26 protein-coding genes are annotated in these 24,211 nt (G+C 45.7%); 8 read left to right on the top strand and 18 right to left on the bottom strand.

Annotation, left to right across the window (positions count from 1 at the left end; genetic code table 11):
* Positions 1 to 132 precede the first annotated feature (132 nt).
* Entirely contained in the window at positions 133 to 843 is a 711-nt protein-coding gene (locus PQI28_RS08870; protein ID WP_339963050.1) for a GntR family transcriptional regulator, read from the top strand.
* A gap of 34 nt (positions 844 to 877) precedes the next feature.
* On the opposite strand, the gene PQI28_RS08865 is transcribed toward PQI28_RS08870, so the two are convergent.
* The 9 genes from PQI28_RS08865 to PQI28_RS08825 form a co-directional block, all read right to left on the bottom strand.
* The gene (locus PQI28_RS08865) at positions 878 to 1,429 is read right to left on the bottom strand and encodes a suppressor of fused domain protein (protein WP_339963049.1); all 552 of its coding nucleotides are present in this window, start codon (positions 1,427 to 1,429) and stop codon (positions 878 to 880) included.
* Between the two features lie 105 nt (positions 1,430 to 1,534).
* Positions 1,535 to 2,122 carry a hypothetical protein gene (locus PQI28_RS08860; protein ID WP_339963048.1) on the bottom strand — a complete coding sequence of 196 codons (588 nt, stop codon included), beginning with the start codon at positions 2,120 to 2,122 and terminating at the stop codon, positions 1,535 to 1,537.
* A gap of 122 nt (positions 2,123 to 2,244) precedes the next feature.
* Entirely contained in the window at positions 2,245 to 2,967 is a 723-nt protein-coding gene (locus PQI28_RS08855; RefSeq protein WP_339963047.1) for a hypothetical protein, read from the bottom strand.
* A gap of 15 nt (positions 2,968 to 2,982) precedes the next feature.
* A complete protein-coding gene (locus tag PQI28_RS08850; RefSeq protein ID WP_339963046.1) occupies positions 2,983 to 4,044 on the bottom strand; it encodes a DUF58 domain-containing protein in 1,062 nt (353 codons plus the stop codon).
* A 2-nt stretch (positions 4,045 to 4,046) separates the two neighbouring features.
* On the bottom strand, positions 4,047 to 4,970 hold the full coding sequence (locus PQI28_RS08845) for an AAA family ATPase (RefSeq protein WP_339963045.1): 924 nt from the start codon (positions 4,968 to 4,970) through the stop codon (positions 4,047 to 4,049).
* The gene (locus PQI28_RS08840) at positions 4,967 to 5,737 is read right to left on the bottom strand and encodes a hypothetical protein (RefSeq protein ID WP_339963044.1); all 771 of its coding nucleotides are present in this window, start codon (positions 5,735 to 5,737) and stop codon (positions 4,967 to 4,969) included. Before PQI28_RS08840 ends, PQI28_RS08845 begins: the two co-directional genes overlap by 4 nt.
* Before the next feature lie 174 nt (positions 5,738 to 5,911).
* The gene (locus PQI28_RS08835; protein ID WP_339963043.1) at positions 5,912 to 6,247 is read right to left on the bottom strand and encodes a DUF3916 domain-containing protein; all 336 of its coding nucleotides are present in this window, start codon (positions 6,245 to 6,247) and stop codon (positions 5,912 to 5,914) included.
* A 137-nt stretch (positions 6,248 to 6,384) separates the two neighbouring features.
* Positions 6,385 to 6,852: a DinB family protein gene (locus PQI28_RS08830; RefSeq protein ID WP_339963042.1), complete on the bottom strand. Its 468-nt coding sequence runs from the start codon at positions 6,850 to 6,852 to the stop codon at positions 6,385 to 6,387.
* 105 nt (positions 6,853 to 6,957) lie between these two features.
* Entirely contained in the window at positions 6,958 to 8,220 is a 1,263-nt protein-coding gene (locus PQI28_RS08825; RefSeq protein WP_339963041.1) for an NCS2 family permease, read from the bottom strand.
* Positions 8,221 to 8,502: 282 nt separating this feature from the next.
* Between PQI28_RS08825 and PQI28_RS08820 the strand changes: the two genes are divergently transcribed.
* Positions 8,503 to 8,625 (top strand): hypothetical protein, encoded by a 123-nt coding sequence (locus PQI28_RS08820; protein WP_255349577.1) that lies wholly within the window; start codon positions 8,503 to 8,505, stop codon positions 8,623 to 8,625.
* Positions 8,626 to 8,837: 212 nt separating this feature from the next.
* On the opposite strand, the gene PQI28_RS08815 is transcribed toward PQI28_RS08820, so the two are convergent.
* The 5 genes from PQI28_RS08815 to PQI28_RS08795 all read right to left on the bottom strand — a co-directional run bounded on the left by PQI28_RS08815 (position 8,838) and on the right by PQI28_RS08795 (position 13,549).
* Entirely contained in the window at positions 8,838 to 10,337 is a 1,500-nt protein-coding gene (locus PQI28_RS08815) for a PH domain-containing protein (protein WP_339963040.1), read from the bottom strand.
* Positions 10,334 to 10,861, bottom strand: a complete 528-nt coding sequence (locus PQI28_RS08810) for a PH domain-containing protein (RefSeq protein WP_339963039.1) — start codon at positions 10,859 to 10,861, stop codon at positions 10,334 to 10,336. Before PQI28_RS08810 ends, PQI28_RS08815 begins: the two co-directional genes overlap by 4 nt.
* A gap of 65 nt (positions 10,862 to 10,926) precedes the next feature.
* Complete coding sequence (locus tag PQI28_RS08805) at positions 10,927 to 11,601, bottom strand: WGR domain-containing protein (RefSeq protein WP_339963038.1); 675 nt, start codon at positions 11,599 to 11,601, stop codon at positions 10,927 to 10,929.
* Between the two features lie 137 nt (positions 11,602 to 11,738).
* A complete protein-coding gene (locus PQI28_RS08800; RefSeq protein WP_339963037.1) occupies positions 11,739 to 12,206 on the bottom strand; it encodes a hypothetical protein in 468 nt (155 codons plus the stop codon).
* Between the two features lie 251 nt (positions 12,207 to 12,457).
* Positions 12,458 to 13,549, bottom strand: coding sequence for an FUSC family protein (locus PQI28_RS08795; protein WP_214692333.1), 1,092 nt, complete (start codon positions 13,547 to 13,549; stop codon positions 12,458 to 12,460).
* Positions 13,550 to 13,724: 175 nt separating this feature from the next.
* On the opposite strand from PQI28_RS08795, the gene PQI28_RS08790 reads away from it, so the two are divergent.
* Entirely contained in the window at positions 13,725 to 14,345 is a 621-nt protein-coding gene (locus PQI28_RS08790) for an NAD(P)-dependent oxidoreductase (protein WP_214783050.1), read from the top strand.
* A 16-nt stretch (positions 14,346 to 14,361) separates the two neighbouring features.
* The gene (locus PQI28_RS08785) at positions 14,362 to 17,748 is read left to right on the top strand and encodes a dynamin family protein (RefSeq protein ID WP_339963035.1); all 3,387 of its coding nucleotides are present in this window, start codon (positions 14,362 to 14,364) and stop codon (positions 17,746 to 17,748) included.
* A gap of 145 nt (positions 17,749 to 17,893) precedes the next feature.
* Here PQI28_RS08785 and PQI28_RS08780 read toward each other — a convergent pair whose 3' ends face one another.
* Entirely contained in the window at positions 17,894 to 18,874 is a 981-nt protein-coding gene (locus tag PQI28_RS08780) for a Gfo/Idh/MocA family protein (RefSeq protein ID WP_339963034.1), read from the bottom strand.
* A 172-nt stretch (positions 18,875 to 19,046) separates the two neighbouring features.
* Between PQI28_RS08780 and PQI28_RS08775 the strand changes: the two genes are divergently transcribed.
* Positions 19,047 to 19,766 (top strand): DUF5694 domain-containing protein, encoded by a 720-nt coding sequence (locus tag PQI28_RS08775; protein WP_339963033.1) that lies wholly within the window; start codon positions 19,047 to 19,049, stop codon positions 19,764 to 19,766.
* Positions 19,767 to 19,887: 121 nt separating this feature from the next.
* On the opposite strand, the gene PQI28_RS08770 is transcribed toward PQI28_RS08775, so the two are convergent.
* From PQI28_RS08770 to PQI28_RS08760, 3 genes are all read right to left on the bottom strand, one after another.
* Positions 19,888 to 20,547 carry a hypothetical protein gene (locus PQI28_RS08770; RefSeq protein WP_339963032.1) on the bottom strand — a complete coding sequence of 220 codons (660 nt, stop codon included), beginning with the start codon at positions 20,545 to 20,547 and terminating at the stop codon, positions 19,888 to 19,890.
* A 6-nt stretch (positions 20,548 to 20,553) separates the two neighbouring features.
* A complete protein-coding gene (locus PQI28_RS08765) occupies positions 20,554 to 21,237 on the bottom strand; it encodes a hypothetical protein (protein WP_339963031.1) in 684 nt (227 codons plus the stop codon).
* A 99-nt stretch (positions 21,238 to 21,336) separates the two neighbouring features.
* Complete coding sequence (locus tag PQI28_RS08760; protein WP_031423744.1) at positions 21,337 to 21,705, bottom strand: PH domain-containing protein; 369 nt, start codon at positions 21,703 to 21,705, stop codon at positions 21,337 to 21,339.
* Positions 21,706 to 21,824: 119 nt separating this feature from the next.
* Between PQI28_RS08760 and PQI28_RS08755 the strand changes: the two genes are divergently transcribed.
* The 3 genes from PQI28_RS08755 (at position 21,825) to PQI28_RS08745 (ending at position 23,935) form a co-directional block, all read left to right on the top strand.
* Positions 21,825 to 23,030 (top strand): cation:proton antiporter, encoded by a 1,206-nt coding sequence (locus PQI28_RS08755; RefSeq protein WP_339963029.1) that lies wholly within the window; start codon positions 21,825 to 21,827, stop codon positions 23,028 to 23,030.
* 100 nt (positions 23,031 to 23,130) lie between these two features.
* Complete coding sequence (locus tag PQI28_RS08750; RefSeq protein ID WP_274665159.1) at positions 23,131 to 23,427, top strand: hypothetical protein; 297 nt, start codon at positions 23,131 to 23,133, stop codon at positions 23,425 to 23,427.
* Between the two features lie 28 nt (positions 23,428 to 23,455).
* Positions 23,456 to 23,935, top strand: a complete 480-nt coding sequence (locus PQI28_RS08745) for a helix-turn-helix transcriptional regulator (protein ID WP_339963028.1) — start codon at positions 23,456 to 23,458, stop codon at positions 23,933 to 23,935.
* The last annotated feature ends 276 nt before the right edge of the window (positions 23,936 to 24,211 follow it).

Here is a 24,211-nt window from a genome sequence, read left to right as displayed (position 1 = left end):
TATTCCTCCTTCTGATGAATCATACACGTCAATTATAATTGTACCGGTACAATTTAACAAGGTTGATACAATGAAACAATCTTGTTTTTTCATGATATAATACAAGAAGTGACGAAAAAGTGAGGAATGACCATGTTAAAATACCAACAAATCGCAAATGAAATAGAACAATACATTCATGAACAGAATTTAAAACAAGGTGATAAGCTACCCGTCCTCGAGCAGTTGATGAGCCAATATGCCGTCAGCAAGAGTACGATCACGAAAGCGCTCGAGTTGCTCGAACGAAAAGGCATCATCTTTCAACTCCGTGGTAGCGGCATTTTCGTCAGACGCCATAATCGTCCCGGTTATATGAGTCTCTTTTCCACCCAAGGATTCAAGAGTAACCTTGGAGATCGAATCTTGACCTCTGATGTACTCGACGTGTCTGTTATGAAACCAGATGCGTTGGTGGCCGAAAATCTCGGGATTGACGTAACAGACGATGTGTATCGTGTCGAACGGGTAAGGTATGTGGACGGGGAAGTGCTTTGCCATGAAGAATCGTATTACGTAAAAGCCATCGTCCCATATTTGAATCGAGAGATTGTGGCCGACTCGATTTTTGATTACGTGCAATCGGCGCTCGGTGTCACAATTGGTTTTTCTGACATGTATCTACAGGTCGGTCGATTGACGGATGTGGAAGCAGGCCACCTCGGATTGCAAGAGAATGACCCGACACTTCGCATCGAAACGATCTTTCATCTGACGAACGGAAAACCTTTTGACTATTCACGGATCACGTATCATTACGAGCACTCGCAGTTCGTCGTCCAAGCGAACGGCCCCTATATGTAAAGAAACCCCTCATGCGCGTATGAGGGGTTGTTCGTTAGACAAGTTCTTTTCGGTTCAAGTCGAATAACTCGCGATCAGTCTCATATAGGAGTTCGTCAAACCGTTCGGTTCCGTGTTCTTCGATGAACAGCTCTTCTGAAGGGTAAATCGGTACAAACCAGACGACTAGGACGCTCTGCTCCTCGTTCTCATATGTGATGAACGACTCATCTGAGTAAAAAGGAGCGGTCACATAGACCGAAGAAAATGAATATTGTTCAAGCACTTCCTCTGGCAGTTCGTAGAGTTCGCCCAACTCAAACGCCTGGTGCGTTCCCAACGCAAAATCGGTCAGCTGCCACATCAATTCAACAAACTCCTCTTTGGCATGCTGTTGATTGAAGCGGAACAGCAACTCCTGGTGAGCGGTCGAACCATTTTCGAATTGAAGTGCATGCCAATGCAGTCCTAATGTCGAGATACTCGTGATTTTAGAGGACTCTTCTTCAAGTTCGATGATTTGGACATCATCTTCTAGCAAGTAAGGGATATCATACCCGCTGACGAACGTGCCACAATGTTTTTCTAGATGTTCTAAATAGTTCATGTTCCATCCCTACTTTCTCATAATTGGCGTACTGTTTGATTCGGGTTTGGAGTTAGATGGACTCAATCGATTGACGCAAACTCACTTCTTCTTTAGTTGGGTCATTCAAAACACTTTGATGTCTCCGTTCACGTGATCCAAGAAATAATACGTATCATGGGCATCGTGGGCGAAAGCGAAGTTTCCTAAGATGTTTGGATGAAATTCACTAGTGAACCATTCGATTGTCTGATTGTTTGTCGGAAAGAAAAGGGACTGCCATACATTCTTCGCTTTCGGAATTTGAAGCTGAGGTAACAGTTCGTCTTCAATCAATGTCTTCCAATCTGCGTCAGGCAACGTGAAGCGATACACGTTCTCACGAGGACCGAACGTTCCATCTAAACCAAATGACACCTCAATCGGAAACGCACCGGTCGTCACATATTCAAAAAAATCTTCGATATGGGCTATTCCCTTTGTTCCGACACGACTCACTTGCTTTCCTTGAAGCGTCAAACCGTCCTCATAATAACTCAGAATCCAATCTTTCTCTCCTTGTAGGACGATGATTTCATTCGAAGAGAGTGTCAATTCCGATTCTAATGACTCACGATTCTTGATGGTTTTGGTCGTCACATGCTCTTCTTGACGTTCAAAAGAGAAGCGATGTTTTCTCGTACCTTTCATAGTTCGTTTACGTACAAGGCGCAATGGAAAGTCCTCATCCTTCAGATGTCGAAAAATCAATCGGTTTGCTTCTCCTTCTCTCAGTGCATGACTCGGTATGATCACCATTTCTAGTGGTTCATGTTGATTGTATAAGTCTTTTGACATCATGCTGTTTTTCGTCTTTTAAGGAACCAATATCCGAATGGCAACATCGCTAACACTGCAAAACCAATCAATCGGTTGGTATTCGATGTTGGATTGTTTGATTTTGCTTCATCCGAATAGCCACCCGCTCCATCCATCAACCCTTCTTCGACATTCCATTCAATATTTTCATGGTCTTCAATCAATAAGGCTTGGAAGTCCTTCGTTGACATTTCATCTCCACTGATCATCTGTTTTGAGTAGGATGTCAACGCCACCAACATGTCCCCATCATAATCAAACCATGCAGACCTTTCTGTGTATTTCACGAGATGTCCTTGTACGTCCATCAACGCTTTCGGAGTTTCTTTGTCTGAACCGAACGTTGAAAACGCATATGTACCCGCTGATTGTTCATACGTTCCGATCACGTTGACCGGTTCATCATCTTGAAAGACGGTCGCCACAAATTCTTTTGTCGGGACGAACGAACATGTCTCATCATTCTTGTAACAAGATGATGACGGGATATACGTCTCCAACAACGGACCGAACGTGACGTTCTCACTGTCCGTCATATGATAATTAGTCGGGTCATCTCCCTGAATATGGTCCATCACAATGTCATAAAAATATGCATCTGCAAAACGTTCCGCCGAGGATTCAGTCATCTCGGCTGATACGGTCGTCGTACTTGCAAGCAGTCCGACACAACATATGAATGAGCCCTTCATTGGTCGCATGTGTTTCTCCCTTCATCAACCTGAAGATTTCAGCAGCATCGCGTGATTGATGTGAATCAATTCGGCGTGCGGCTGTTTGTGACGACTGACATATGAAGTGAAACGTGATGACGCAACAAACGCGTTCGATTCATGAATCATCGCTAGTCGGACGAGAATGAGCCGTAATTGTTTTCTTCCTTCTCCCAGTGTAACACGGTCGACTTGATTGTTTTTGTCGAGTCGGTTGATTAACAGCTCCACTTTACAGTCTTCTTTGATCAAGTAAGAAACCAAATAGGCCGTCTGTTGAATCAAGTCTTCATAGTGCGCATGGAGCCCGTTCCCGAGCGGACCGCTCAAATCAAGGGAAATCGTGAACGTGTCGAGATTTTGTCGTTCGAACACTTTTGCCTGTACATGACCGACCTTTGAAGTGGCGACCCAGTCGATCTGTTTGGCGGGTTCCTTCTCATATCGTTTTGCACTTTGAATCATCAACGGATCGTTCAACGGAGAGTGCTTGACGATACGGTCACCCATCCGAATCATGCGAGATTCGGTGATTGGTGACTTCGTGATGGTAGGTAACACAATCCATGAGGGCGTATCCATCTCCTCATCCGTGAAAAAAAGAGTACCTAAATAAAACGGTAACGTGACACGCATCACACACGTATGAATCGAAGCAGGTCCACGCTTCACAGCCGAGACGCTCACATGATGTATGTCCTGTTCGATCCTTGTGTCGTATGCCTGTGCCCCGTCCTCGAATACCATCCGTTCATTACCCTCTAGTCGAATCAATAGCGGAACGCCAAGGGCAATGATTCGCTCATACCCATCGATACGGACGATACATGATGTCTCATCGTCGATGAACAAGAGATCTTCTTTCTGCCGGATGGAAAATGAGACTTCGTTTGAAAGTGTTCGAATGAGTCGTTTCCGGATGAACATGACGATTAATAATGCTCCGCATACATAAGCGATGGGCCATACATAAGGCATCCACATGGTGAGGAGACCGAGACTGACATAAGCCGGCCAAAGTTGGTCCTGAAGGATGGACGGTGTACTGATTTCGACCTGTCGCATCGTTACACCTTTTCGACTGGGACAGTTACGGACTCGAGTACGTCCGCTAGCACTTGTCGCTTCGTCGATTTGATGTCCCCTTCAAGGGTGAGGGTCAATCGGTGTGAGAGAACGTGTGGCGCAACGGCTTGGACGTCTTCAGGCGTGACGAACTGACGGTCGTTCAAGTACGCATAAGCTTGTGAGGCTTTGACGAGCGCAAGTGTCGCCCGTGGGCTCGCCCCGACTTCGACTAACGGGTGTTGTCTCGTCTCGTGGATGAGTGCAAGCAAATACGTGACGACATCTTCATGAATCCGGATATTCTCGACTTCTTCTTGTGCTTCTAAAAAAGCTTCATTCGTCATCAAGGCATGCACTGTCTGTCTCGTCTTTGAAATCGTCTGCAGAATCAAGTTCCGCTCTTCGTCTGCCCCAGGATACCCAACTTGAAGAGACATGAGGAAGCGGTCGAGTTGGGCGTCTGGTAGGGCGAACGTTCCCGCAGACTCGATCGGGTTTTGCGTCGCGATGACGAAGAATGGTTTCGGTAGTTGATAGGTGACGCCGCCGATGGAGACTTGGCGTTCTTCCATCGCTTCAAGCAAGGCGGATTGCGTTCTCGGAACGGCGCGGTTCACTTCATCGATTAACAAGATGTTTGTGAAGATGGGACCGGTACGGTTCTCGAACGTCTGGGTCTGCATATTGAAGAAGTCTGAACCGATGATGTCAGAAGGCAGCAGGTCGGCTGTGAACTGAATTCGGGCGAAGTCTGCCTCAAAGCTTTTGGCGATGCTTTTCGCGAGTAACGTCTTCCCCGTCCCGGGCACATCCTCTAGCAAGATATGGCCGTTCGCCAAAAGGGCTGTGCAACATAATTTTGTGATTTCCGGTTTACCGAGGTAAATGCGGTCTAATTGGTCCAATACGTGTCGGATGGTCATGAGTTCGACTCCTTTTGTGTGCGTAGTAGGTATTCATCAAGTTGTTGGGTGAACGCTCTCTCACGTTGTGGTGAGATGTTTCCATCATCATAACGTGTCTCTAAATAGGTAAGTAGGGATGCATCGAGTTCGATTCGTTTCGCCCAAGTCGACAACGTCTCAGTTGGGCGACGACGTTTATATGGAGGTAACGCTGCTTCGAATTGAATCAACTGCTTTCGGATAGTCGATGCTGGTAATGGATTAACCGTTCGGTTTATCTGCATCGACGCGTTGTCAGAAGTCACTAGCGAGTGATCCTCGATATCTAACTCTCCCTCCTCGCTTTGTTTCTTCGAGGGGCGTCGTTTTTTCCAGAGCCACCCTCCGAGCAAGATAAACAGTCCGGTTATCATGTATGGGAGGTAGGAGACGCTGCTCGTCTCTTCTCCTGAGGGGTTTCCGTAAGAAGGGGATTGGTCATTGATCCGCTCTTTCGGTGTACTACCTGAATCCTCTTCTGAGTCAATCATCGCTCCGTCTGGACCATTTCCTTCTGGTTCTTCATATGGCGCGTCCCCACACCAAAAATCGACATCCGTCACTTCGAAAATCCCTAAAAACTTTCGTTTGTCATGACAGTCCGTGACCCAACTCGTGATGTCGCTCCCTGAGATGTCTAATGATTGGTAGTAGCGGTATCCCAGTTGACCGGAATAGGAGATGAGGGCGACAAGTAGTAAGGAGAATAGAATCCCTGACACAAAAATCGTTTTGGCTTGTTTCATCGGTGTTTCCGCTTATGTATATTCGGTTTGATTGTTTTCATCTGATGTGACGGCTCCTCTCATAGTCTAAATCCTTTTTTTGGAAATAGGATTAAATGGATTATACCATGAACTTTTACGGAATATTCAGTTATTTTTAGACATAAGAAAAATGCCCGTTCATTGAACGAGCATCTACAATTCTCTACCTTCATCTTCTTCGTCGAACAACAATTCTTCAAATCCATACACGCGAATCTCCTGGTCACTACGAATGTCCCATTTGTTCATAAACGTTTTTTTATGAGAAATCGGGATCCATTTTTGATGGGATGAATCACGCCGCATAAACGTTTGTAACTCCTCTTCATCTTCAAACACGAGAAGCTCAGAGTTCCAGAGTGTAGGAAAATCTAGCAGCACGGCAACTCGCACTCGCTCATCCACACGCAACTCTACTAGTCGTTTTGCTTCATCGAGTAGAATATGGATGATTGCCTGTTTGATTCGGGCATTATGTTGAATATCCAATAAAAAGGTTTATCCAACCGGAATCTTGGTATTCCAATAACCATTATGAAACTCAGTTGAAAAATCACGATGATTTTCTTGCATATTACGCTGAAGACGACTTAACTTTCGTTTCAGACCACGCACTTTCCGATGTCTCATTTCAGGATGGACTCGACTTGCTTCATATGGTGCCGGTCATGCTCGATGAATTCTCTGACAATCACATATAGTGAATATGGGACACCTTGATGCGGATCATGTGAGACGCCATTCGCTGTCGTTTTATAAGTCAGCGCTTCTTCGCTTAAGGAGTCAAGCATCGTGACGAGTGTTCGCCGACTATTGATGGATTCCTTTAGTACGGTCTCACCTGTCAACTTCTCGGTCCTTTTCGTCGCCCGCGCGTTGAACGAGTCAAAGTCAGGGAATATCATCCCTTCGCCGTTCTTCACCGATGGGATGATGACATTCAACAGATGATTGTCCCAATGGGCGATATGTAAGACGATTTGCTTTATGGACCACTTCTCCGAGTCGCTCTGTTTGTTCCAATCAGATTCACTCAGCTTTTCTAACGTCTTGAGCCATTCTGTGTACGATGCGAATTCTTGAATAACTTGCATCCAATCCCCTCCACGTTCGCTTTAAATTACTGCGATTATAGCACGAACGAGTCTTTTCAAATCAAAAAACGGCACCGTTCTTCCTGAACGATGCCGTGCGTATCTCTATAACCAGACTGGTAATGAGAAGAAAACTAAGAACAATACGGTCAAGACACCGACGACCGGACTGAGTGACCGGTAGCCCTTTTTGAACAAGACAATCATCGTGTACGCGATGAACCCGAGTCCGATCCCATCGACGATGGAATACGTGAACGGGATCATGATGATGACGAGAATCGCCGGGAAGGCATGTTCCCAGTTATCGAGCGGCAGATGCTTCACGTTCTGGAACATCATCATCCCGATGATGATCAACACCGGAGCGATCGCCGTCACAGGAATGATTGCAAAGAACGGTAGCAATAAGAGCGATACCACGTACAATCCAGATGTGACGAATGAAGCAATTCCACCTCGTGCACCGACCGATATGCCGGCAGCCACTTCGACCGTCGAGACGGTCGGGCTTGACCCGAACATGGCCCCGGCCATCGTCGACAGACCTTGTGCAATGAGACCTTTTGGCGCATCCTTTTCTTTGTCGATTGCACGTGTCTGATTCTGAATCAAGCTGATATTTTCAATCAACAAGACGAGCGTCAGTACACACACCGCGGCTAAGAAGAGCGGAGAAGCAGATTCTGCGAACGAGATGTTCCCAAATACCGTGCCGAACGACTCGAAGAACGGTGACAACGAGAAGCTTCCCGTCCACTCCAGCGTTCCCATCAAGGCGCTGAGACCAACACCGAAACCGATCGTCCAAAGGAAGCTGCTCGGTCCCATCTTCAAGAACAGTAAGATGGCGACGAAGAGTGATAAAAAGGCCACCTGGACGTTACGCTCTCCGAGGTCACCGATGTGGAGCAATGCCCCGCCCCCACCTGAGACAATTCCTGCCGCCTCAAGACCGATCAAAATGAGGAAGAGCCCGAGACCGACCGTCAATCCGTCATGAATGATTGGTGGAAAGGCATTCGCCAATTTCCTCGCCACCTTGGTGACCGTCAATAGTACGACGAGTACACCTGAGACGAACGAGACGGCGAGCGCGCTTTGCCAGCTCAACCCCATCTGTAAGACGAGCGTGTACGTGAAGAGCGCGTTAATCCCCATTCCCGGTAACAAGAGTAGCGGAAGATTGAAGAACCCCGCAATCAACGTCCCGATGATGCTTGTCAAAATCGCTCCGACGAGCGCCCCCTCGAACGGGAGTCCGGCTTGTGTCAAGATTGCCGCATGCACGGCCGGGATGTATGCTGTCGCCAGAAAGTTCAGCACGCCCCCGTATGTTTCTGTTTTCCATTCTGTTTGTTTTGCCATAGGAATCAATCCTTTATTGGCACCCTCACCCACCCGTGTATACACACGAGATTGATTATATCCTGTCAGACATCTAACAAGCAAGAGCGATTCGACTCAATTCCTTCTTTGGACCCATATATGAGACCGATTCCATCAAAAGATTCATTTTATAAAATAAGAACGTTTGTTCTTATTTTTAACGCCATTTTACGAACGAATCTGTTATAATGAAAGGGCAGGTTAACGCAGCAATAGTGGGGTCAGCCGCCAAGTCCACAATGGAGGAAGGCGGTGGTGCGGATGGAACAACTTTGGACCTGGGTTGGAGATTATGTCATGATCCCAATCCTCGCTCCAATCATCGTTCACTTGGTGATTCACCGAACATCCGATCGTGCAACGTCTGAACGCACAAAAAAATGACCCCCTCGGCGCAATGAGATGGGTCACTTTCTGATTCACTAACCATTGTGGCGGCTGGGACCACTCTTAAAGTGGGAGCCTGTAAGCCAGAGGTCGGTGTGTCCAGCACCGGTCTCTTTCTACTTGCATCATACCATACTTTATCCGCATTTTCAGTAAGAGAAACATCATTTGATACGAAAATCACAAATAATTCAAACGCTCAGGAAACTTTATCCTGAGCGTTTTTCATTCATTTCGTTATAACGAGAGAACCAGACGAGCATCGCGTCCGCTTCTTCTTTCGGAATGTCGTCAATTGTCTCGACGGACAAGAATCCTCCTCGAGTTGAGAACTGAACCGTACAAAGTCCGAATCGACGTTGCAAGAGCGATTGCTTCACTTGAATCTGTTCAATCCGTGGTTTGTCCGTCAAGAACGACCGGACGTTGAAAGCTCCCGTCCGCAATTGAATGAATTGATTGGTACGGACATATTTTGTCGTGACGTAACTGAGCACACGTCCCCCGATGATAATGGCCCATAAAAGAAGGAGCCACCATGCATAATCTCGGAAGAAATAGAGCACGAGTCCTGATAAGATGAAGCCGAACCAGCTAATTCGCAGGAGTTTGATTCCTAACGCTTTTTTTGGAAGTCGATGTAATTCATCCGACCATGTGAAGTGCGTGAAGTGTTCACGGAGTACTCGCATCGCACGGTCACGTCGAACAAACGGAAGAATCGTTGATGATTCGTCCTTTAATTCATCCATCGTTCCTGCTGCGACGAGTTCGACTCCGACGATGTGGAACCAGCGACGGATGAACGTCTCTTTGATTCGAATCGCTTGAATCTTCTCATAGGGGATCTCTTTTGCACTCCGGTTCAATAACCCTTTTTCGACACGAATGCGCTCCCCTCTTCGCTCGAGTCGGAAGTTCCCATATTTCAAGAAGTTGATGACCATGCCAATCACGACCGACAGCATCAACACTCCGATGACGAGAAGACCGATGACGATGATGGACGCATGGACGACATAATCTTCTACTTGGTTGAACGCCCCATCCAAATTGATGAAGTCATCAATCGAAGAGATGATTGTTGAAGCGACCGGGAAGATGGCGAAGACAGAGAGCGACGTGATAGAAGCCAACACGATTTCGCGCGTGGATAAGGCATATAACAGACGGCTTGTTAAAGATTCTGCCTGTTCAGTTGTCGCATCTGTCATTTCTGGATTGTCTTCGGTTTGTGCATTCTGTTTCCGATGACGGACTTGCTCGAGAATCTCTTCAAGTCGTTTGGCTTCGGTCGGAAAGACACCAGCCAGTTTGAATGATGCATCGTCACTGTTGGCATTCGTATCGAACGTCAATTCCACGACACCAAGCAATCGATAGAGGAATGGACTGTTCGAATGAACGCTTTGAATTTTATAGAGTGGAAGCGACTTTTCTTTTTTCAACCAGTTCCCTTCGATGACATAGACAGTCTTTTCATCCAGTGCATATCGGAAGTTTAACCACCCAAAGAACTTCTGGACAATGTCGAGTAATAGAAAGAGTAGGATGCCGACTCGGATGATGATGCCGAAAGTCGATTCCCAGTCGTTGTTAAGCACAAAGAGTAAGACGATTGGAATGGCGAAAGACTTGATGACTTCGAGAATACGCAGCACCAAAACGCGACTCGGGAGTCGATGCCATGTTAACGCGGTCTCGGTCATACGACATCCTCCTCTTCAATACGTGCATAGATGGCAATCTGCTCACGGAGTGTTTTCGCGAATGACTCTTCAATCGCATAGATTTCGTGAGAACCGGCCGCTGTTCCGATGGTGATGGTCTGTAACCCGTATTTACGTAGAAGCGGTCCTTGTTCCGCATGAACATATTGGACCTTCGTCATCGGGATGAGTACGTCATGTGTCGTGATGATTCCATGATGAATCCGGATCTCAAGCGGCTGGACATCATACGTGAATCGTTCCTGTTTCCACTTTTGGAACCAGATGATATCAATCAAGCTATAGACGACATCGATGGCAAGCAGCACGATAAAGCCAATCTGTAGCCAAGTCGGCCAGTCGAACCAGTATGATGCGACAACGAGAGCTCCAGTGATGAGGAGACCGATGATATAAAAAATCGCACTCGATAATCGAAAGACCGCCCGTGCCTCGATCGGAAGTGTTCCGCTGATTCGTTGTGGTGTGACACTTTCTTCTGGTGTCGGTGTTGTTTCTGACATGGTGAATCCCCCTATCGTTCATATGTATCTGTCTCTATTGTATACGTGTTTCTTCTCGAAAAGTTTCAGGATTCGGTCGGGAATGTACTCAAGCGTTCATATAACTTATCAAACATAGACAGATCCTCTATTTCGAAAGCTTGTTTTAATCGATGGATGGCCGCTAATCCTGTTATTTTCAAATTACCTGTCAGCTTTCCCGTCATCTTTATGGAAGCAAACGCACCAGCGACGAGGACTTGATCACATGTATAGGCATATTCATACGTTGACCAATCTTCTGGACCGTATACGTCTCGATCAATCCAACTTTCAATTAAGGCGTAAGCGTATGAAAGATAACAAAGTTCTCTATCCTTTCGGAGCACTTCTTCGTACATAACCAATGCATCGGCTCCAGCATCATTCCCGAACGGAGCATATTCTTCCGAACAATCCACATAGAATTCATCGTTGAAACATTCCTGATATTTCGGATGAGAGGTCAGAAAACTCGGTCCAACTTCCGGGTCATCCACATACATATGGTTGTCCCAATCAAAAGGGCATTCAACATATCCTTTTCTCAACTTTTGACGAATGAGTTTTTCTGCTTCTTTCATACATTCCGAATCGGATTCAAAAGATTTTACTTGTACCTTTCCGATTGTCCCAATTTTTCCGTAGTTTACAACAAACTCATCGCCCTCGATTATGATGTTCCAATACTTTGTAACCTGCTCAAACGACCATTTGTTCATTTAGATCCCCCCCGCTCCAATTTTTTGTGGAGTAAGATGATTGTACCTCGGATGAATCAGAAAAAACGAACCTTCTCATCGGTTCGTTTCCTTTGTCATTTCGTAATCTCTCTCGAGTGTAATTATGGAGAGTATCTTTACTTCGGATCGTAGCGGAATCTTGCGACTTTTTCGTTCGCTCTCGCATAGAGTGTTTCTAGTGAAAATCGACTCGGTCGAGAGATTTCTTTGGCGTATACGGCTTCAATCGTTTTGTCGATGTAATCATTCTCTTCTTGAAGATATTCCATAAGTAATATTTTATAGTCTTCAGAAGTCTCATCTTTATGTTTTAAACGATTCAGTTTATCAAGATATACATCATTTTCTGCTTTGAATCCCTCTAGCTCTTCGACTGCCCCTGCTATGTCAATGTTATCCATCGGTAAACTTGATAACATTAGCATTTTTATTTGGTGATTCTGAGCATCCCCGAGAATGGTTCCGGCATCAAAAGAGATCACCGGTCGAGGATCAACTTCTTCTGTGGAGGATGTAGCGTTACAACCAATCAACGATATCATCATTGCGGTCATTAGGAGGAGTGTTACTAAAATCCTTTTCATGTTTTTTCCCCTTTTAAGTTAAGTCATAAAAGCAACATTGCCAATGATTTCTCCAGACTAACATGATTTACGTTTATTACCAAATATATCGTTAGAAACCCATTGTTTTATAGTCGGTATTTATCCTAAGTAATCGCCTGAGAATCAAGTAAATATCGCTACAAAAAAACCATGAAGGCACACACGATTTTGTGTACTCTCATGGCCGAATGACATGTAAGTTTTAATTTTCTTGATGGCTTGCTCGTTACTTAATCCTCAAAAAACCACTTCTTACGTGGTTCCACTTTTAAGTTATCTCCATGCTTCTTCATTTCCGTCACAAGGTAGCGTTCGAGTTCATTCATTGCCTTGACCCAGTCGGTCATCGTCGCTACGAGCGGCACGACAATGAGAATGAGTTCTTCCTCTTCTTCTCGCATCCTCTCGATCATTAACTTCGCAAAGTCAAAGTTCTCATGAATGAGATCCTCATCCCGGTCGATGAGGTGCTCATTCTCAAGCTCATAGGCTGAAAACAGACGCTCATGTCGACGCAACAAATGCCGAATGTGGCGATACAACTCATCGCTTAATTGTGGAGGAAGTTGTTCAATCGTATGGAAATCATGATCGAGTTTCTCGATGACATGGAGCGCGGCCCGGTTCGTCTCAATCATCTTAGACTTTAGGACAGCACGACGGAAGATGGGAGTCTTCTTCTCGAGCCAACGATTCGCTTTGATTTCTTCTTCAAAATAGGCATATGTTTGTTTTGAATCGCTATGCAACTTCTTCGTCTCAGGCAAGGATTCGAAGGATGAGCGACCGCCTTCCGTTTCCGCAAACAATCGTGCGATCCGGACGACCATTTGAAATACCTCAGTCACCTGTTCTTCCAGTTTCCGTTCATACCGAGGCGGGAACAAGAGCGCATTCACAATCAATGCGACGGTAATCCCCATCATGATGAGTAAGTAACGTTCACCCGCAAACACCCAAACCGGCATGTCCGACTGACTTGCCCCTTCCATGATGAGAATCGTCGTCAAGATGACGGTCCGTGTCGTCGACTCTAAATTTAAAAACAAAAGGATGGAGATGGCGATGATGATGACGAATCCGATGGCGATTGGTGTCGGATTAGGAGTGAGCAACAAAGATCCGACGGAGAGCAGTGCCCCAATCAAGTTCCCTTTCATCTCTTCGATTAAGCGAAGTCCAGTCTGATAAACAGACGGGAGAAGCGCGAGTGACGCAGCGAGTGCCGGGACGACGATCTGTTGGAACTGAAACGCCTCGGCAATCAGTAAAACGATTGCGACCGATAGTCCGGTCTTAATTGTTCGAGCCCCAAATTTCATGTGATGGTGCCTTCCTCTCTTACGCTTGTCATATGTATTTTTTGCCTTCTTCCTCAATTCTAAAACGTACCACATTCTTTTCAAGCAGAATCGAACCATTTCAGGCAGTTTTGTGAACGCTTCCGTGTTATGATGGCGTTGGATATTTCTTTCATATTGATGGGGAGGGGTTTACTTGTCAACAATTGCTTTATTCGGCGGAAGTGGCCGTACAGGGGAACGGATACTTGAGCGTTTATTAAATCAAGGACATGACGTCAAACTTTTAACGAGACATTCGTTGGATTCAAAGGAAGGTGTCAACGAAATCATCGGAGACGCGACGGACAAAGAAGCAGTCCTAGAAACGGTACAATCTGCAGACGTCGTCATCTCGGCCTTAGGGACGGACAAACAAAACGTATTGTCTACATTCACACCACTCGTGATTGACGCGATGAAACAATTTGATGTAACACGCATCATCACAGTAGGGACCGCCGGCATCTTGCAGGCGCATGACAGCGACAACTATCGCTTTGAAACGAAAGAATCGAAGCGTTCGATGACAACCGCAGCAGAAGATCATGCACGGGCCTATGAATTATTACGAGACTCCGGATTGGCGTTCACAGTCATCTGTCCGACTCAACTGATCAATGAACCATCGAGTGGAGACATCATCGTCTCAAAAGAAGTGTTAGGCACGAAACAATCAGGTCCAATCTCGAGAGACGATGTCGCCGAGTTGGTGCTGGATTGTTTAACGAATGATGAATATGTCGGACATCGTGTCGGCATCACGACGGAATCATAATTAGGGGATGGGAAACATGCACGAACAACGAGAACAATTAGCACGGCTTGCTTTAACGTTTGAACAAGAGGAGATGACGGACGCGACACGACTCGCCCGCACCGCCCTACAAAAAGTAACGAATGAAGAAGTTTGGATTGCCGTCTGTGGTCACTTCTCAGCCGGGAAGTCGACATTGCTCAATGACTGGCTAGAAGATGGATTCCTTCCGACAAGTCCGATTCCGACAAGTGCCAATATCGTCACGTTGCGGGGTGGAAAATCAGCGGCAGCCGTCGCGATCAATGATACGGATTGGATTTCATTAGACGCTTCTTCCCTATCAAACATCAGTGACTATTGCAAAGTGGAGGAAATCAAGGAAGTCGAGTATACAATCGACCGATTCCCATTTGATGAACATGTCGTGTTGATGGATACTCCTGGGATTGATTCAACGGATGAACGACATCGCCAAGCAACGGAACGATCGCTCTTCTTGGCCGATCATTTGTTCTTTATGATGGATTACAACCATGTCCAATCGGAACAAAACATCGGATTGATGAAACAATTTAGCCGGGAAGGACGCCCCTATTCCATCATCATCAACCAAATCGATAAGCATGATGAGAACGAACTCTCCTTTGTGGACTTCAAGGCGTCATTGACGAAAGCGTTCCGACATCATGACATCGTTCCGAATGACACGTTCTACATTTCACTTCGGGAATTACAACATCCCCATAACGAAGTCGAGCGTTTGCGCTCGTATGTGCGACATGTCATCAAAGAATCGAGACAGCAGCAAGTCGAACATGCAGATGCATTAATCAATACGTTGGTCCGACGCAACGAAGCATCGATTCAATCGACGTTGGATCAATTACCGAGCTATGAGAAGAGTCCGAAGGAAATGCAATCTCGCCTGCACCGCCTTGAGAAGAAACGGGCATGGTGGACATCGTTCCGTCGTGAATTCTTCAAACACCAAGCGCCAATTGTCGAGAGTGCACCGATCATGACCTATGAATTCCGTGAATTGCTACGTTCCTATCTCGAAAGTTGTTCTCCTTCTTTCAAGGTCGGTCTTTTGTTCTCGAAAGAGAAAACGAAGCAAGAACGCACTCGTCGTGAAGACGTTGCCGTAAAAGAGTTCAACCGTTTGATTGATATGAATTTACGTCCGCACCTCGTGAAATATGCAGAAGACATCATTCGGGATTTGAAACTTCCAGAGACCTTGCTACCGAAAGGTGATGTCCTCCCGATTGCACCGAGCTCACTTATCACTGAACAAGTGAAGTCCGGCGCATCACTCAGTGGTGATACTGTGTTACAGTTCAGTCGTGACATCGAGACGGCCCTTGCGACATGGGTGACGAAAGTCTCGGAACCTTGGGTCCATTCGACGGATATGTATATGAAGGCTGAAGTCGACATGCGCTTGGAACAATTTTCTGCTGAAGAAGACGAATTGTATGAAGCGCTCGATAATGAAGCATTACGCTTACGCCTTTTTAACCGTCTAGATGCTATCGGTCAATATGAAGCGTTGCAACTTGATTCAGGTCAGTTAGATCAATTAGCCGTTCGAAACTATGTCGATGCAACGTATCTCCCTGAAAAACAGTCGAATGTTGTTGAATCAGAGGTTGCATCGACGTCGATTTTGGAAGATGATCATGATTTATTTGATTTTAATTTTTCTTATGAAAATGCGGTATGTGAAATATTAGAGAGTCATCCTTTATTCCGCTCCCGTGTGACGACTCTTCGTAAAAAAATCGAGCGTGCGAAGCATGAACAATATACGTTTGCCATATTCGGTGCGTTTTCAGCCGGAAAATCTTCGACCCTCAATGCCCTTCTCGGCGAGACGGTGTTACCGACCTCACCGAACCCGCTCACGGCGTCAATCACGAAGATTGTTCCGCCGAACGGCCGGACGAATCGTACAGCGACAATCACCTTCAAGTCACGAGATGAACTTGAGGATGAGTTACAAGGTTATGGGACTTCCCTCGCCTCACTCGATGTCGACCACCCGTTCGTCAATGCTGTTAAATCGGCACCGCTCGATTATCTCGGGCAAATGGAGACCGTCGACTATGACACGTTCTGCGCGTTCGTCGCACAAGAAGAGAAAAGCTGTATCGTGAAAGAGATTGAACTGTACCTCGACTCACCGTGGGCGCGACGCGGCATCGTCTTCGTCGACACACCAGGTGCCGATTCGCAGTTCAACCGACATAGCGAGGTGCAATTCGGTTACATGCGTGACGCGGATGCTGTCTTGTTCGTCACGTATTATAATCATGCGTTCACGGAAGCGGACCGAGAGCTCGTCATCCAGCTCGGTCGTGTCCAAGGGACCGGAGACCACGAGATGTTCTTCCTCGTGAACGCCTCCGATCTTGCGACAGATGACGAAGAACGGGATGCGGTCACAAGCTATGTCTCGCAACAGTTGACCGCGCTCGGTGTTCGACGACCGACCGTTCTCCCCATCTCAAGCCGAAACGCCATGCAAGGGGATGACGCGGGGTTCGATCGGTTCGTCTCGACGCTTGAACGCTATGTCGACAAAGACCTTCGTCTCGCGAACGCGATGCGTATACAAGAAGAGACGACAGCATTGCTCGTCGCCTTCAATCGCGTCTTACACGAAGCGGAAGAAGACGAGTCGTTGAAAGAACAACGTCGTAAGCAATTGATTGCTGTACTCGAGAACCCGCCGGCACTCGATGTATCAGCACTCATCGACCTATTTGACCGGGAAGCGAAAGAACTCCTCGCCCACCTCGAGACCCGTTCGCTTCTCCGCCTCTCGGACTTCGTCAAAGAGACGTTCCACCCGGTCGAGGTCGACGGGTCGAGGAAGAGCTTGGAGCGTGCACTTGGACGTACACTCGATAAATACGCCTATGACATCCAACAAGAGCTCCAAGTGTTTCAATATCGGTTAGAGCGATACGTTAAACGCGAATTCGTAGCCTTGGTCGAACGGTTGACCGAACGTCAAGCGTCTATCCTACCGACGCTTGAATTCGACCGTGAACTCGACGTGGCATGGCTTCGAGAGGCTGTCGAACCGATTCATCTCGAGACACCACCTTATCAGTCGGTGTTGAAGCGCTATAAGAACGCGAGTCAATTTTTCGAAGGGGATGGTCGGACGCAACTGAAGGATGAATTGACGGCACTCCTCCGTGACATGATTCGCACTCGTCTCGAGAGCATTCATCAGAAACAGCTCGAGCGGGCAAACGAGGAGATCAGAAATGCTGAAATCGAGATTGAACGAGAGTGGTCGAATCAGGTGAAAGAACTCGCCGCTGCAGAGCTCAGCATGTTGACGGACAGCCATTCTTTTGATGAGATGCGTGAACGTCTCGAAGCAATCAGGAAGGAAACGGTATGAATACATTACTGCTCATCGGTCTCATCCCTGCTGTCGTCATGACGATTGTCTTGGGACTCTTTCTGAGATATCTCTATTTGAACAAAGAATAATGAGAACGGTCCTTGATGTGCACATGACATCGAGGACCGTTTTATTTGTGTACTTATTTGTCTGCTGGATAAACCACACCAACTTGTTTTCGTACCGTTGTCATCACATCAGCAAGACGAATCATATCAGTTCCTGAATGCGCATCCGTCTCTGATTTCCTAGCTTCGATTGCACGGACGAACGCTTCGACCTCATATGACATCGGAGCATTCTGCGCTTCTGATATGATTTCTGACGTGCCATTCCGTAACTCCAGACGGACATCATCGCACGTCGCAATATCGTCGATGATGATGCGTCCCTTTTCCCCAATGATCTCAGAAGGCGTCGATGTCGCATGAATCTTTGAGTGCATGACAACTACATCAAGGTCGTCATAAGAGAGAAGGACCGTACCACTCCCGTCCACTCCAGATTCTAACGTAACGCCGCTCGCCTGAATCTCATTCGGCTGACCGAACAGTTTCAAAGCAGGTCCGAGGAGATAGACACCGAGATCCATCAACGAGCCGTTCGAAAAATCAGGATTGAACGTGTTGGGGTTCTCCCCTTTTTTGTACAAATCGTATCGTGAAGAATACTGTGATTTATTGAAGACGGCCCGGCGAACTGGCGCGATTTGCTCCATCGCTTGTTGAACCTGTTCAAAGTTCGGCATGAACAGATTACGTAATGCCTCAAGTAAGACGACGTGGTTCTCCTTCGCGACTTCAATCATACGCGTGACTTCCTGGACGTTCGAGGCGAGCGGTTTTTCACACAGGACGTGTTTCCCATGCTGCATGAACAAGATGCTCTGTTCGGCGTGAAGTGAGTTCGGGCTCGCAATATAGATGGCATCGATGACATCACTCTGAGCCATCTCTTCAAGTGACGTGAACGTATGTACAATGGAGTGATTTTCTGCGTATTCTTTAACACGTGATTCCGTGCGCGAGTAGAGTGCCGTCACTTCTACGTCATCCAACTGATGGATTGTCTCGATAAACCAGTCTGTGATGAAGTTTGTACCAATGATGCCGAAACGAATCATGTGAATTCCTCATTTCTATGTAGATTTTTAACAAGTTTGTTAACTAGGATGAACTCGAAGGTCCATGAGAAATATTGACTTGGTTCTTTTGAAATCAAGTAACAAGATATGAAACCTAGAAGAAGTATAAGCGTAGTTAACACTATACATCAAATTGATTAGGAGAATTGCTATGAATAAAACAGATATATTGCTCGTTGGCACAACGCATCTAAACATGCCAAACAATGGTGATTTATTTATGCCGGACATGCCAGATGTGTTAAGCGAAAAACGTCAGTTAGAAATTAAACAATTCGTGAATCAATTAGCAAAATTTGAACCTACTAAAGTATGTGTAGAAATGAATACTTCAAAGAAAGAATACATAAATGAGCAATTACAACGTATCATTCAGCAGCCGGAATTAGCAACCGCTAACGAACGTGAACAAATTGCATTCCGACTTGCACAACAATCTCATCTGGATTTCGTATATCCAATCGATTGGAATGAGGATGAAGGATTCAGTTTAGAAACCATTATTCAAGATAAGAAGCAAGAAATGGAGCAAATATTATCATCCCAACAAGATGTCATGAATCATATCGAAAAAATATTTAAGAATCGTACGATTTCTGACTATTATAAAGAAATCAATCACCCTACAATTACATTATCTATGCATCGCGCCTATTTAGAGATTGCATCTCTTGAAGTGTCTGGTACTAGGTGGGTATCACACTACTGGTATTTTCGTAACTTAATGATTTTTAAGGAATTGATGTCACTAAGGGAATCAAATGATCGCATCTTTGTACTTTATGGTTTAGGACATATCCATCTGTTAAAGCAATTCTTGAGTGAGAGCGGATTATTTTCTGTTCATGATTTAAACACATATTTAGTATGATTTCGGTATGTGAAATAATACCCCTAGCTTTTTTGACCTTTAATTTTGTGACTAAATCCACTGACTCTCAATGCGATAAAGAATTCAATTGATTGCCCATTTAATCTACTTAATATCTTCGTTAACTTTCGACTAGTTCGGCACGCTTTCTATCCTCAAATGGCCAGCGATACACCTGCTCGTCTTTCATGACATAGGCAACACCGTCTTCAATCATCAATGACGAACAGTCAAGGAGATGACGGGGCATCGGATAGGAGTCAATCCGTCCGTTCATTTGGACATGGACGAGACGAGCATCGATTGAAGAGATGACCCAAACTCCATTCGTTGGCGCACACATCACGTCACAATCATGAAGAACTGGGGCCTTTCTCACTTCTTGATTGTACCGAAAACGTACGCTTCCCTCCTTTGAGAAACAGACGAGTGCCTCGGTAGAGATCCCATCTCCAAAGATGCCCTCGTCCCCATATCCAATCCAGATTCCCGTATCGTTCATTACAACTGCTGCAATTGCGTTTCCTGCATGAAAGGAATGATTGATCTGTCCATGCTTATCCAGCACCCACGCATTGGTCAGTTCTCCTTCTAACGTAAACGCCCAAATGAACAAGTGACTCTCGTCAATGATTCGAATACCCGAGACATATTCATGCCGTCTAAGGTCTATGACCAGCTCATCCCAATTAATATAGAATCGATGATTGGACTTTACCAAACGAGCGGAGCCCATTGACTTCTGCAGATCGAAATCAACCACCTCTATTTCATCGTTCATACACAATCATCCCTTATCCTCTTCCAATCGCATGAACTGTAACGCCTCTCGAAACTGTCTAGATTCTTCATCAGTCACTCCTTTATCCACATATCGCGATTTCCAATAAGGAGAGAGGTCCACCTCTTCAACACCGATCCGTTTGAACCAGTCCAAAACGGTCTCATTCGATTGATGCTTTAATGAAACCGGTAAATCCAAGTTGAACTGGATGAGCGCATTCCGAATCGCGCTATCGGTCCATTGAATCTCTTTAAATTCTACAAACTCTTTTGCTTTGGTCTTTCTCCCTCTTCGTTTTACGGCGTCACTCGAGAAATCAATAGTCGAGACGACACGCTTTCTTTTCCGGATCATGCTGAGCATCAAAATCAGGAGAACAATCAAACCCCCAATAAAGAACCATAACCAGTATGAACTCCCTGACTCCGTCACCGTCCCATCTGCTCCGAACGTGTAATCTAGAAAGTCGATATTCAAGAACTGTAATTCATCGTCCTCTCTCATCTTGCGTGACTTCCCTTCATAAAAACCGCTGCTCTCACCATCCTCTCCAGAAAAAAGGAGCACAATCCCTCCCTCCGTAGGGTCGCGAAACCATTCCCAAAACAGACGAGCCAGATGGATAAATCCAGTCACCAACAACAAACCGCCGAGCATGATCATCAATAATCGGGTTGTAAATCGCATCGTAACCTCCGTCACACATTATGTATGATCGTATCATGTATGATAAGCGATTGTCAGAAAAATCCAAACGAAAAGACCGAGAACTCTCGGTCCACTGTTTTACAAAATTGCTTCTGCGAGTAATCGGTCGAACTTACGCACATCCACTTTTTTATTCAGATTGATCTTAATCGTTCCGGCGCGCGTGAACAGTTGGACTTCTGAGTTCAAGTCGAACATTCTTCCCGCATTCTCCGTCGAGTACATATTGATTGAGTCGTACGGAAGCGAGTACACCTCTATCTTCTTCCCCGTGAGTCCTTGCGCATCACGGACAATCAGACGTTTGTTCGTAAAGACGGCGACGTCACGGACAGTCTTATAGGCAGCGACGGCCCGCTCCCCGTCGATAAATGACTCTGTGATATCACTTGGCACCTCACACTCTGAATAAAACGTCCACGACAAATCACCAATCGGGTTTCCCACATCGATTCCTCCCTCTATGAAATGAATGTACTATCCCCTATATTCCACAATTCTCGTTTGATTAGACCTTGAATGGGAAGATAGTGTATAGCAACTTGATTGTAGAGGAGGACGTCGTCATGATCGCGCAACAAATCATCACATTGCTACTGATTGGCTATCTCATTTATTTGATTGATTCCAAACGAAATTACTTCCCTGTCCCGGTCATCTTGGTCCTAATCGGGATTGGTCTTTCATATATCGCCTTTTTTGATTCGGTATTCATTTCAAAAGATATGATCTTCGAGGTGTTCCTACCAGCACTTCTGTTTACATCGGCTTATCAGTTCAAATACAAAGATTTGAAAGACAATATCGGGATCATCACGATATTGAGTACGATTGGTCTTGTCTTGACCGCCATCCTGATGGGGTATGGCACGTTTTGGATCAGCGAGTTCTTCACCCCGCTCAGCCTGACCGCCTCTTTCTTATTGGCGTCCATCTTGATTCCGACCGACCCCGTTTCCGTGACGGCGATTTTAAAGCGGAGTAAAGGGGAAAAGCGGATTGCGGATGTCGTCGAAGGTGAATCGATGGTGAACGATGGGACGAGTGTCGTCATCTTCACGATCTTCCTCAGTATGTTCGCGACAGGAGAGCGTTTCTCCACCTTCAATTTCTTGACCGAATTTTTGATTGTGTCTGCCGGAGGAATCGGCATTGGTTTCATTTCTGGATTTTTACTTAAGAAAATGATGATTGTCAGCTTTAAAAAGCATGAGCTTGTCATGTTGACGATTGTGACTGCATATGGTGCCTTCTACCTCGCCGATGCGCTAGAAGTATCTGGTGTACTCGCAACGGTGACAGCAGGTATGATGTTGTCTCACGAACTCGGAACAAAAGAGGATTACGAATCGGTCCAGCGTCACTTGGATGGTTTCTGGGACATCGTCATTCCGATGTTACTCGCTCTCTTGTTCTTATTGATTGGAATTGAAGCGACCAGCTATTTGTCTGTATCTCTCTGGACGTTCGCAGTTCTTTTATTCTTACTTTCAATCGTGACCCGGTTCATCGTCGTCGGCGGCCTCGTCTATTCGGTCCCCGTCTGGCGTAAGGAATTTAAAGACGATTTAACGGCGACTTCGTTACTCACATGGTCTGGAATCAAAGGAACGATGTCGATTGCCCTCGTCCTCTGGCTAGAGGCAGAGAAAATTGCCGGGTTGAGCGAAATGATATCCCTCGCGTTCGCCGTCATTCTACTCTCCCTGATCTTACAAAGTATCGGTGTTTACCCACTGACGACATATTTAACGAACAAGCATGACGATTGATAGAGTCCTTCCTTGAGAAGGGCTTTTTTACGAATTGAAAATTGACTTTGTCTACTTTTAGTGTAAAATTACACTTGTAATATATTAGGAGGTGATTATGTTGGAAAACACTTCAACACCATCTGCTGCCATTTCTACTGGAGTGGTGACGGTTGTACTTGCACTTGTTGCATCGTATTTTACTCCATCGTTCTTAAAAGTCGGAATTATCTGGGATATCGTCGCTTTCTTAGTCATCGGCATCGCGACGTTCAGTTTTACATATCACTTTTATCAATCGAAACGATTCACATATTGGCAATACATTTCCTGCTATATCGTCGTCTGCCTGCTCTTATTCACCGTGTTTCTCGGCATCTCATGGATTCTGATCTTCATTAGCTCGGCGTCACTTTGAGTTCTATGAATAGGAGGGAAAAAATCATATGCAAAAATCTGAATTTATTGGACAGGTCTCTCGAAAAATGAAATTGATTCGTATTGAATCCCAGCATTCACAGGATGAGATGGCGAATTTACTTGGTATATCCAAAAAAACACTCATTCAAATCGAGAAGGAGCGAAATGAAGCGAGTTGGTCGACCGTAGTGACGCTATGCGCCTTGTTCAATGAGAGTGAGATTCTCATCCATTTAATCGGTGATGACCCGGTCGAGTTCGTCAAACTGATTGCGACCGCGAACACATATGAACCGAAAGAAAAGACGCTCGGCGGACGTGTCTTTTGGCACGCAATTGAGGCAGGTCCCCACTTCATTCTTCAGCAAAATATCATCAGCGGACATTATCGTATCATCGACCTCGATCATGTGAGGTGGTACAGCACGTTTGATGCAGAGGATGCCGAACAGGTAAGGTCGAAGTTGGAACATCAGCGTGAGGTTTCAGATGACACGAAAGCATAAAGATTTGGTGATGGCTTTCAGTCTAATCGTCATAACAATCGTCTACTTTTGGCAGATGCCAAACATCGCGTATGACTATATTTGGTTAGTTGGCACAATTATTTTACTCGTCCTCTCGTCTATATCGATCACGCGCTTGATTCAATCATACGTTCCACTTTCTTTGATAAAATTCGTCCTGATTAGCGTGATTTTTTTCCTTGTACTCTGTTGTCTGTTGATCACCATGTTTTATGTCGTAGCGCTTTACCAGATGAATCACTTATAACGAATTGG

The sequence above is a fragment of the Exiguobacterium sp. USCH10 genome (assembly GCF_037619445.1).
GTDB classification, from domain to species: domain Bacteria; phylum Bacillota; class Bacilli; order Exiguobacteriales; family Exiguobacteriaceae; genus Exiguobacterium; species Exiguobacterium aestuarii_A.
This window is presented reverse-complemented; position numbering and strand designations above follow the sequence as displayed.

Bases quoted from the DNA above. Each gene is read 5' to 3' on its own strand.
- PQI28_RS08785 (WP_339963035.1), top strand. From the start codon at position 14,362: ATGCACGAACAACGAGAACAATTAGCACGGCTTGCTTTAACGTTTGAA.
- PQI28_RS08780 (WP_339963034.1), bottom strand. From the start codon at position 18,874: ATGATTCGTTTCGGCATCATTGGTACAAACTTCATCACAGACTGGTTT.
- PQI28_RS08805 (WP_339963038.1), bottom strand. From the start codon at position 11,601: ATGAACAAATGGTCGTTTGAGCAGGTTACAAAGTATTGGAACATCATA.
- PQI28_RS08765 (WP_339963031.1), bottom strand. From the start codon at position 21,237: ATGCGATTTACAACCCGATTATTGATGATCATGCTCGGCGGTTTGTTG.
- PQI28_RS08795 (WP_214692333.1), bottom strand. From the start codon at position 13,549: ATGAAATTTGGGGCTCGAACAATTAAGACCGGACTATCGGTCGCAATC.
- PQI28_RS08870 (WP_339963050.1), top strand. From the start codon at position 133: ATGTTAAAATACCAACAAATCGCAAATGAAATAGAACAATACATTCAT.
- PQI28_RS08855 (WP_339963047.1), bottom strand. From the start codon at position 2,967: ATGCGACCAATGAAGGGCTCATTCATATGTTGTGTCGGACTGCTTGCA.
- PQI28_RS08820 (WP_255349577.1), top strand. From the start codon at position 8,503: ATGGAACAACTTTGGACCTGGGTTGGAGATTATGTCATGATCCCAATC.
- PQI28_RS08830 (WP_339963042.1), bottom strand. From the start codon at position 6,852: ATGCAAGTTATTCAAGAATTCGCATCGTACACAGAATGGCTCAAGACG.
- PQI28_RS08850 (WP_339963046.1), bottom strand. From the start codon at position 4,044: ATGCGACAGGTCGAAATCAGTACACCGTCCATCCTTCAGGACCAACTT.
- PQI28_RS08845 (WP_339963045.1), bottom strand. From the start codon at position 4,970: ATGACCATCCGACACGTATTGGACCAATTAGACCGCATTTACCTCGGT.
- PQI28_RS08800 (WP_339963037.1), bottom strand. From the start codon at position 12,206: ATGAAAAGGATTTTAGTAACACTCCTCCTAATGACCGCAATGATGATA.
- PQI28_RS08825 (WP_339963041.1), bottom strand. From the start codon at position 8,220: ATGGCAAAACAAACAGAATGGAAAACAGAAACATACGGGGGCGTGCTG.
- PQI28_RS08775 (WP_339963033.1), top strand. From the start codon at position 19,047: ATGAATAAAACAGATATATTGCTCGTTGGCACAACGCATCTAAACATG.
- PQI28_RS08755 (WP_339963029.1), top strand. From the start codon at position 21,825: ATGATCGCGCAACAAATCATCACATTGCTACTGATTGGCTATCTCATT.
- PQI28_RS08815 (WP_339963040.1), bottom strand. From the start codon at position 10,337: ATGACCGAGACCGCGTTAACATGGCATCGACTCCCGAGTCGCGTTTTG.
- PQI28_RS08745 (WP_339963028.1), top strand. From the start codon at position 23,456: ATGCAAAAATCTGAATTTATTGGACAGGTCTCTCGAAAAATGAAATTG.
- PQI28_RS08840 (WP_339963044.1), bottom strand. From the start codon at position 5,737: ATGAAACAAGCCAAAACGATTTTTGTGTCAGGGATTCTATTCTCCTTA.
- PQI28_RS08810 (WP_339963039.1), bottom strand. From the start codon at position 10,861: ATGTCAGAAACAACACCGACACCAGAAGAAAGTGTCACACCACAACGA.
- PQI28_RS08770 (WP_339963032.1), bottom strand. From the start codon at position 20,547: ATGAACGATGAAATAGAGGTGGTTGATTTCGATCTGCAGAAGTCAATG.
- PQI28_RS08865 (WP_339963049.1), bottom strand. From the start codon at position 1,429: ATGAACTATTTAGAACATCTAGAAAAACATTGTGGCACGTTCGTCAGC.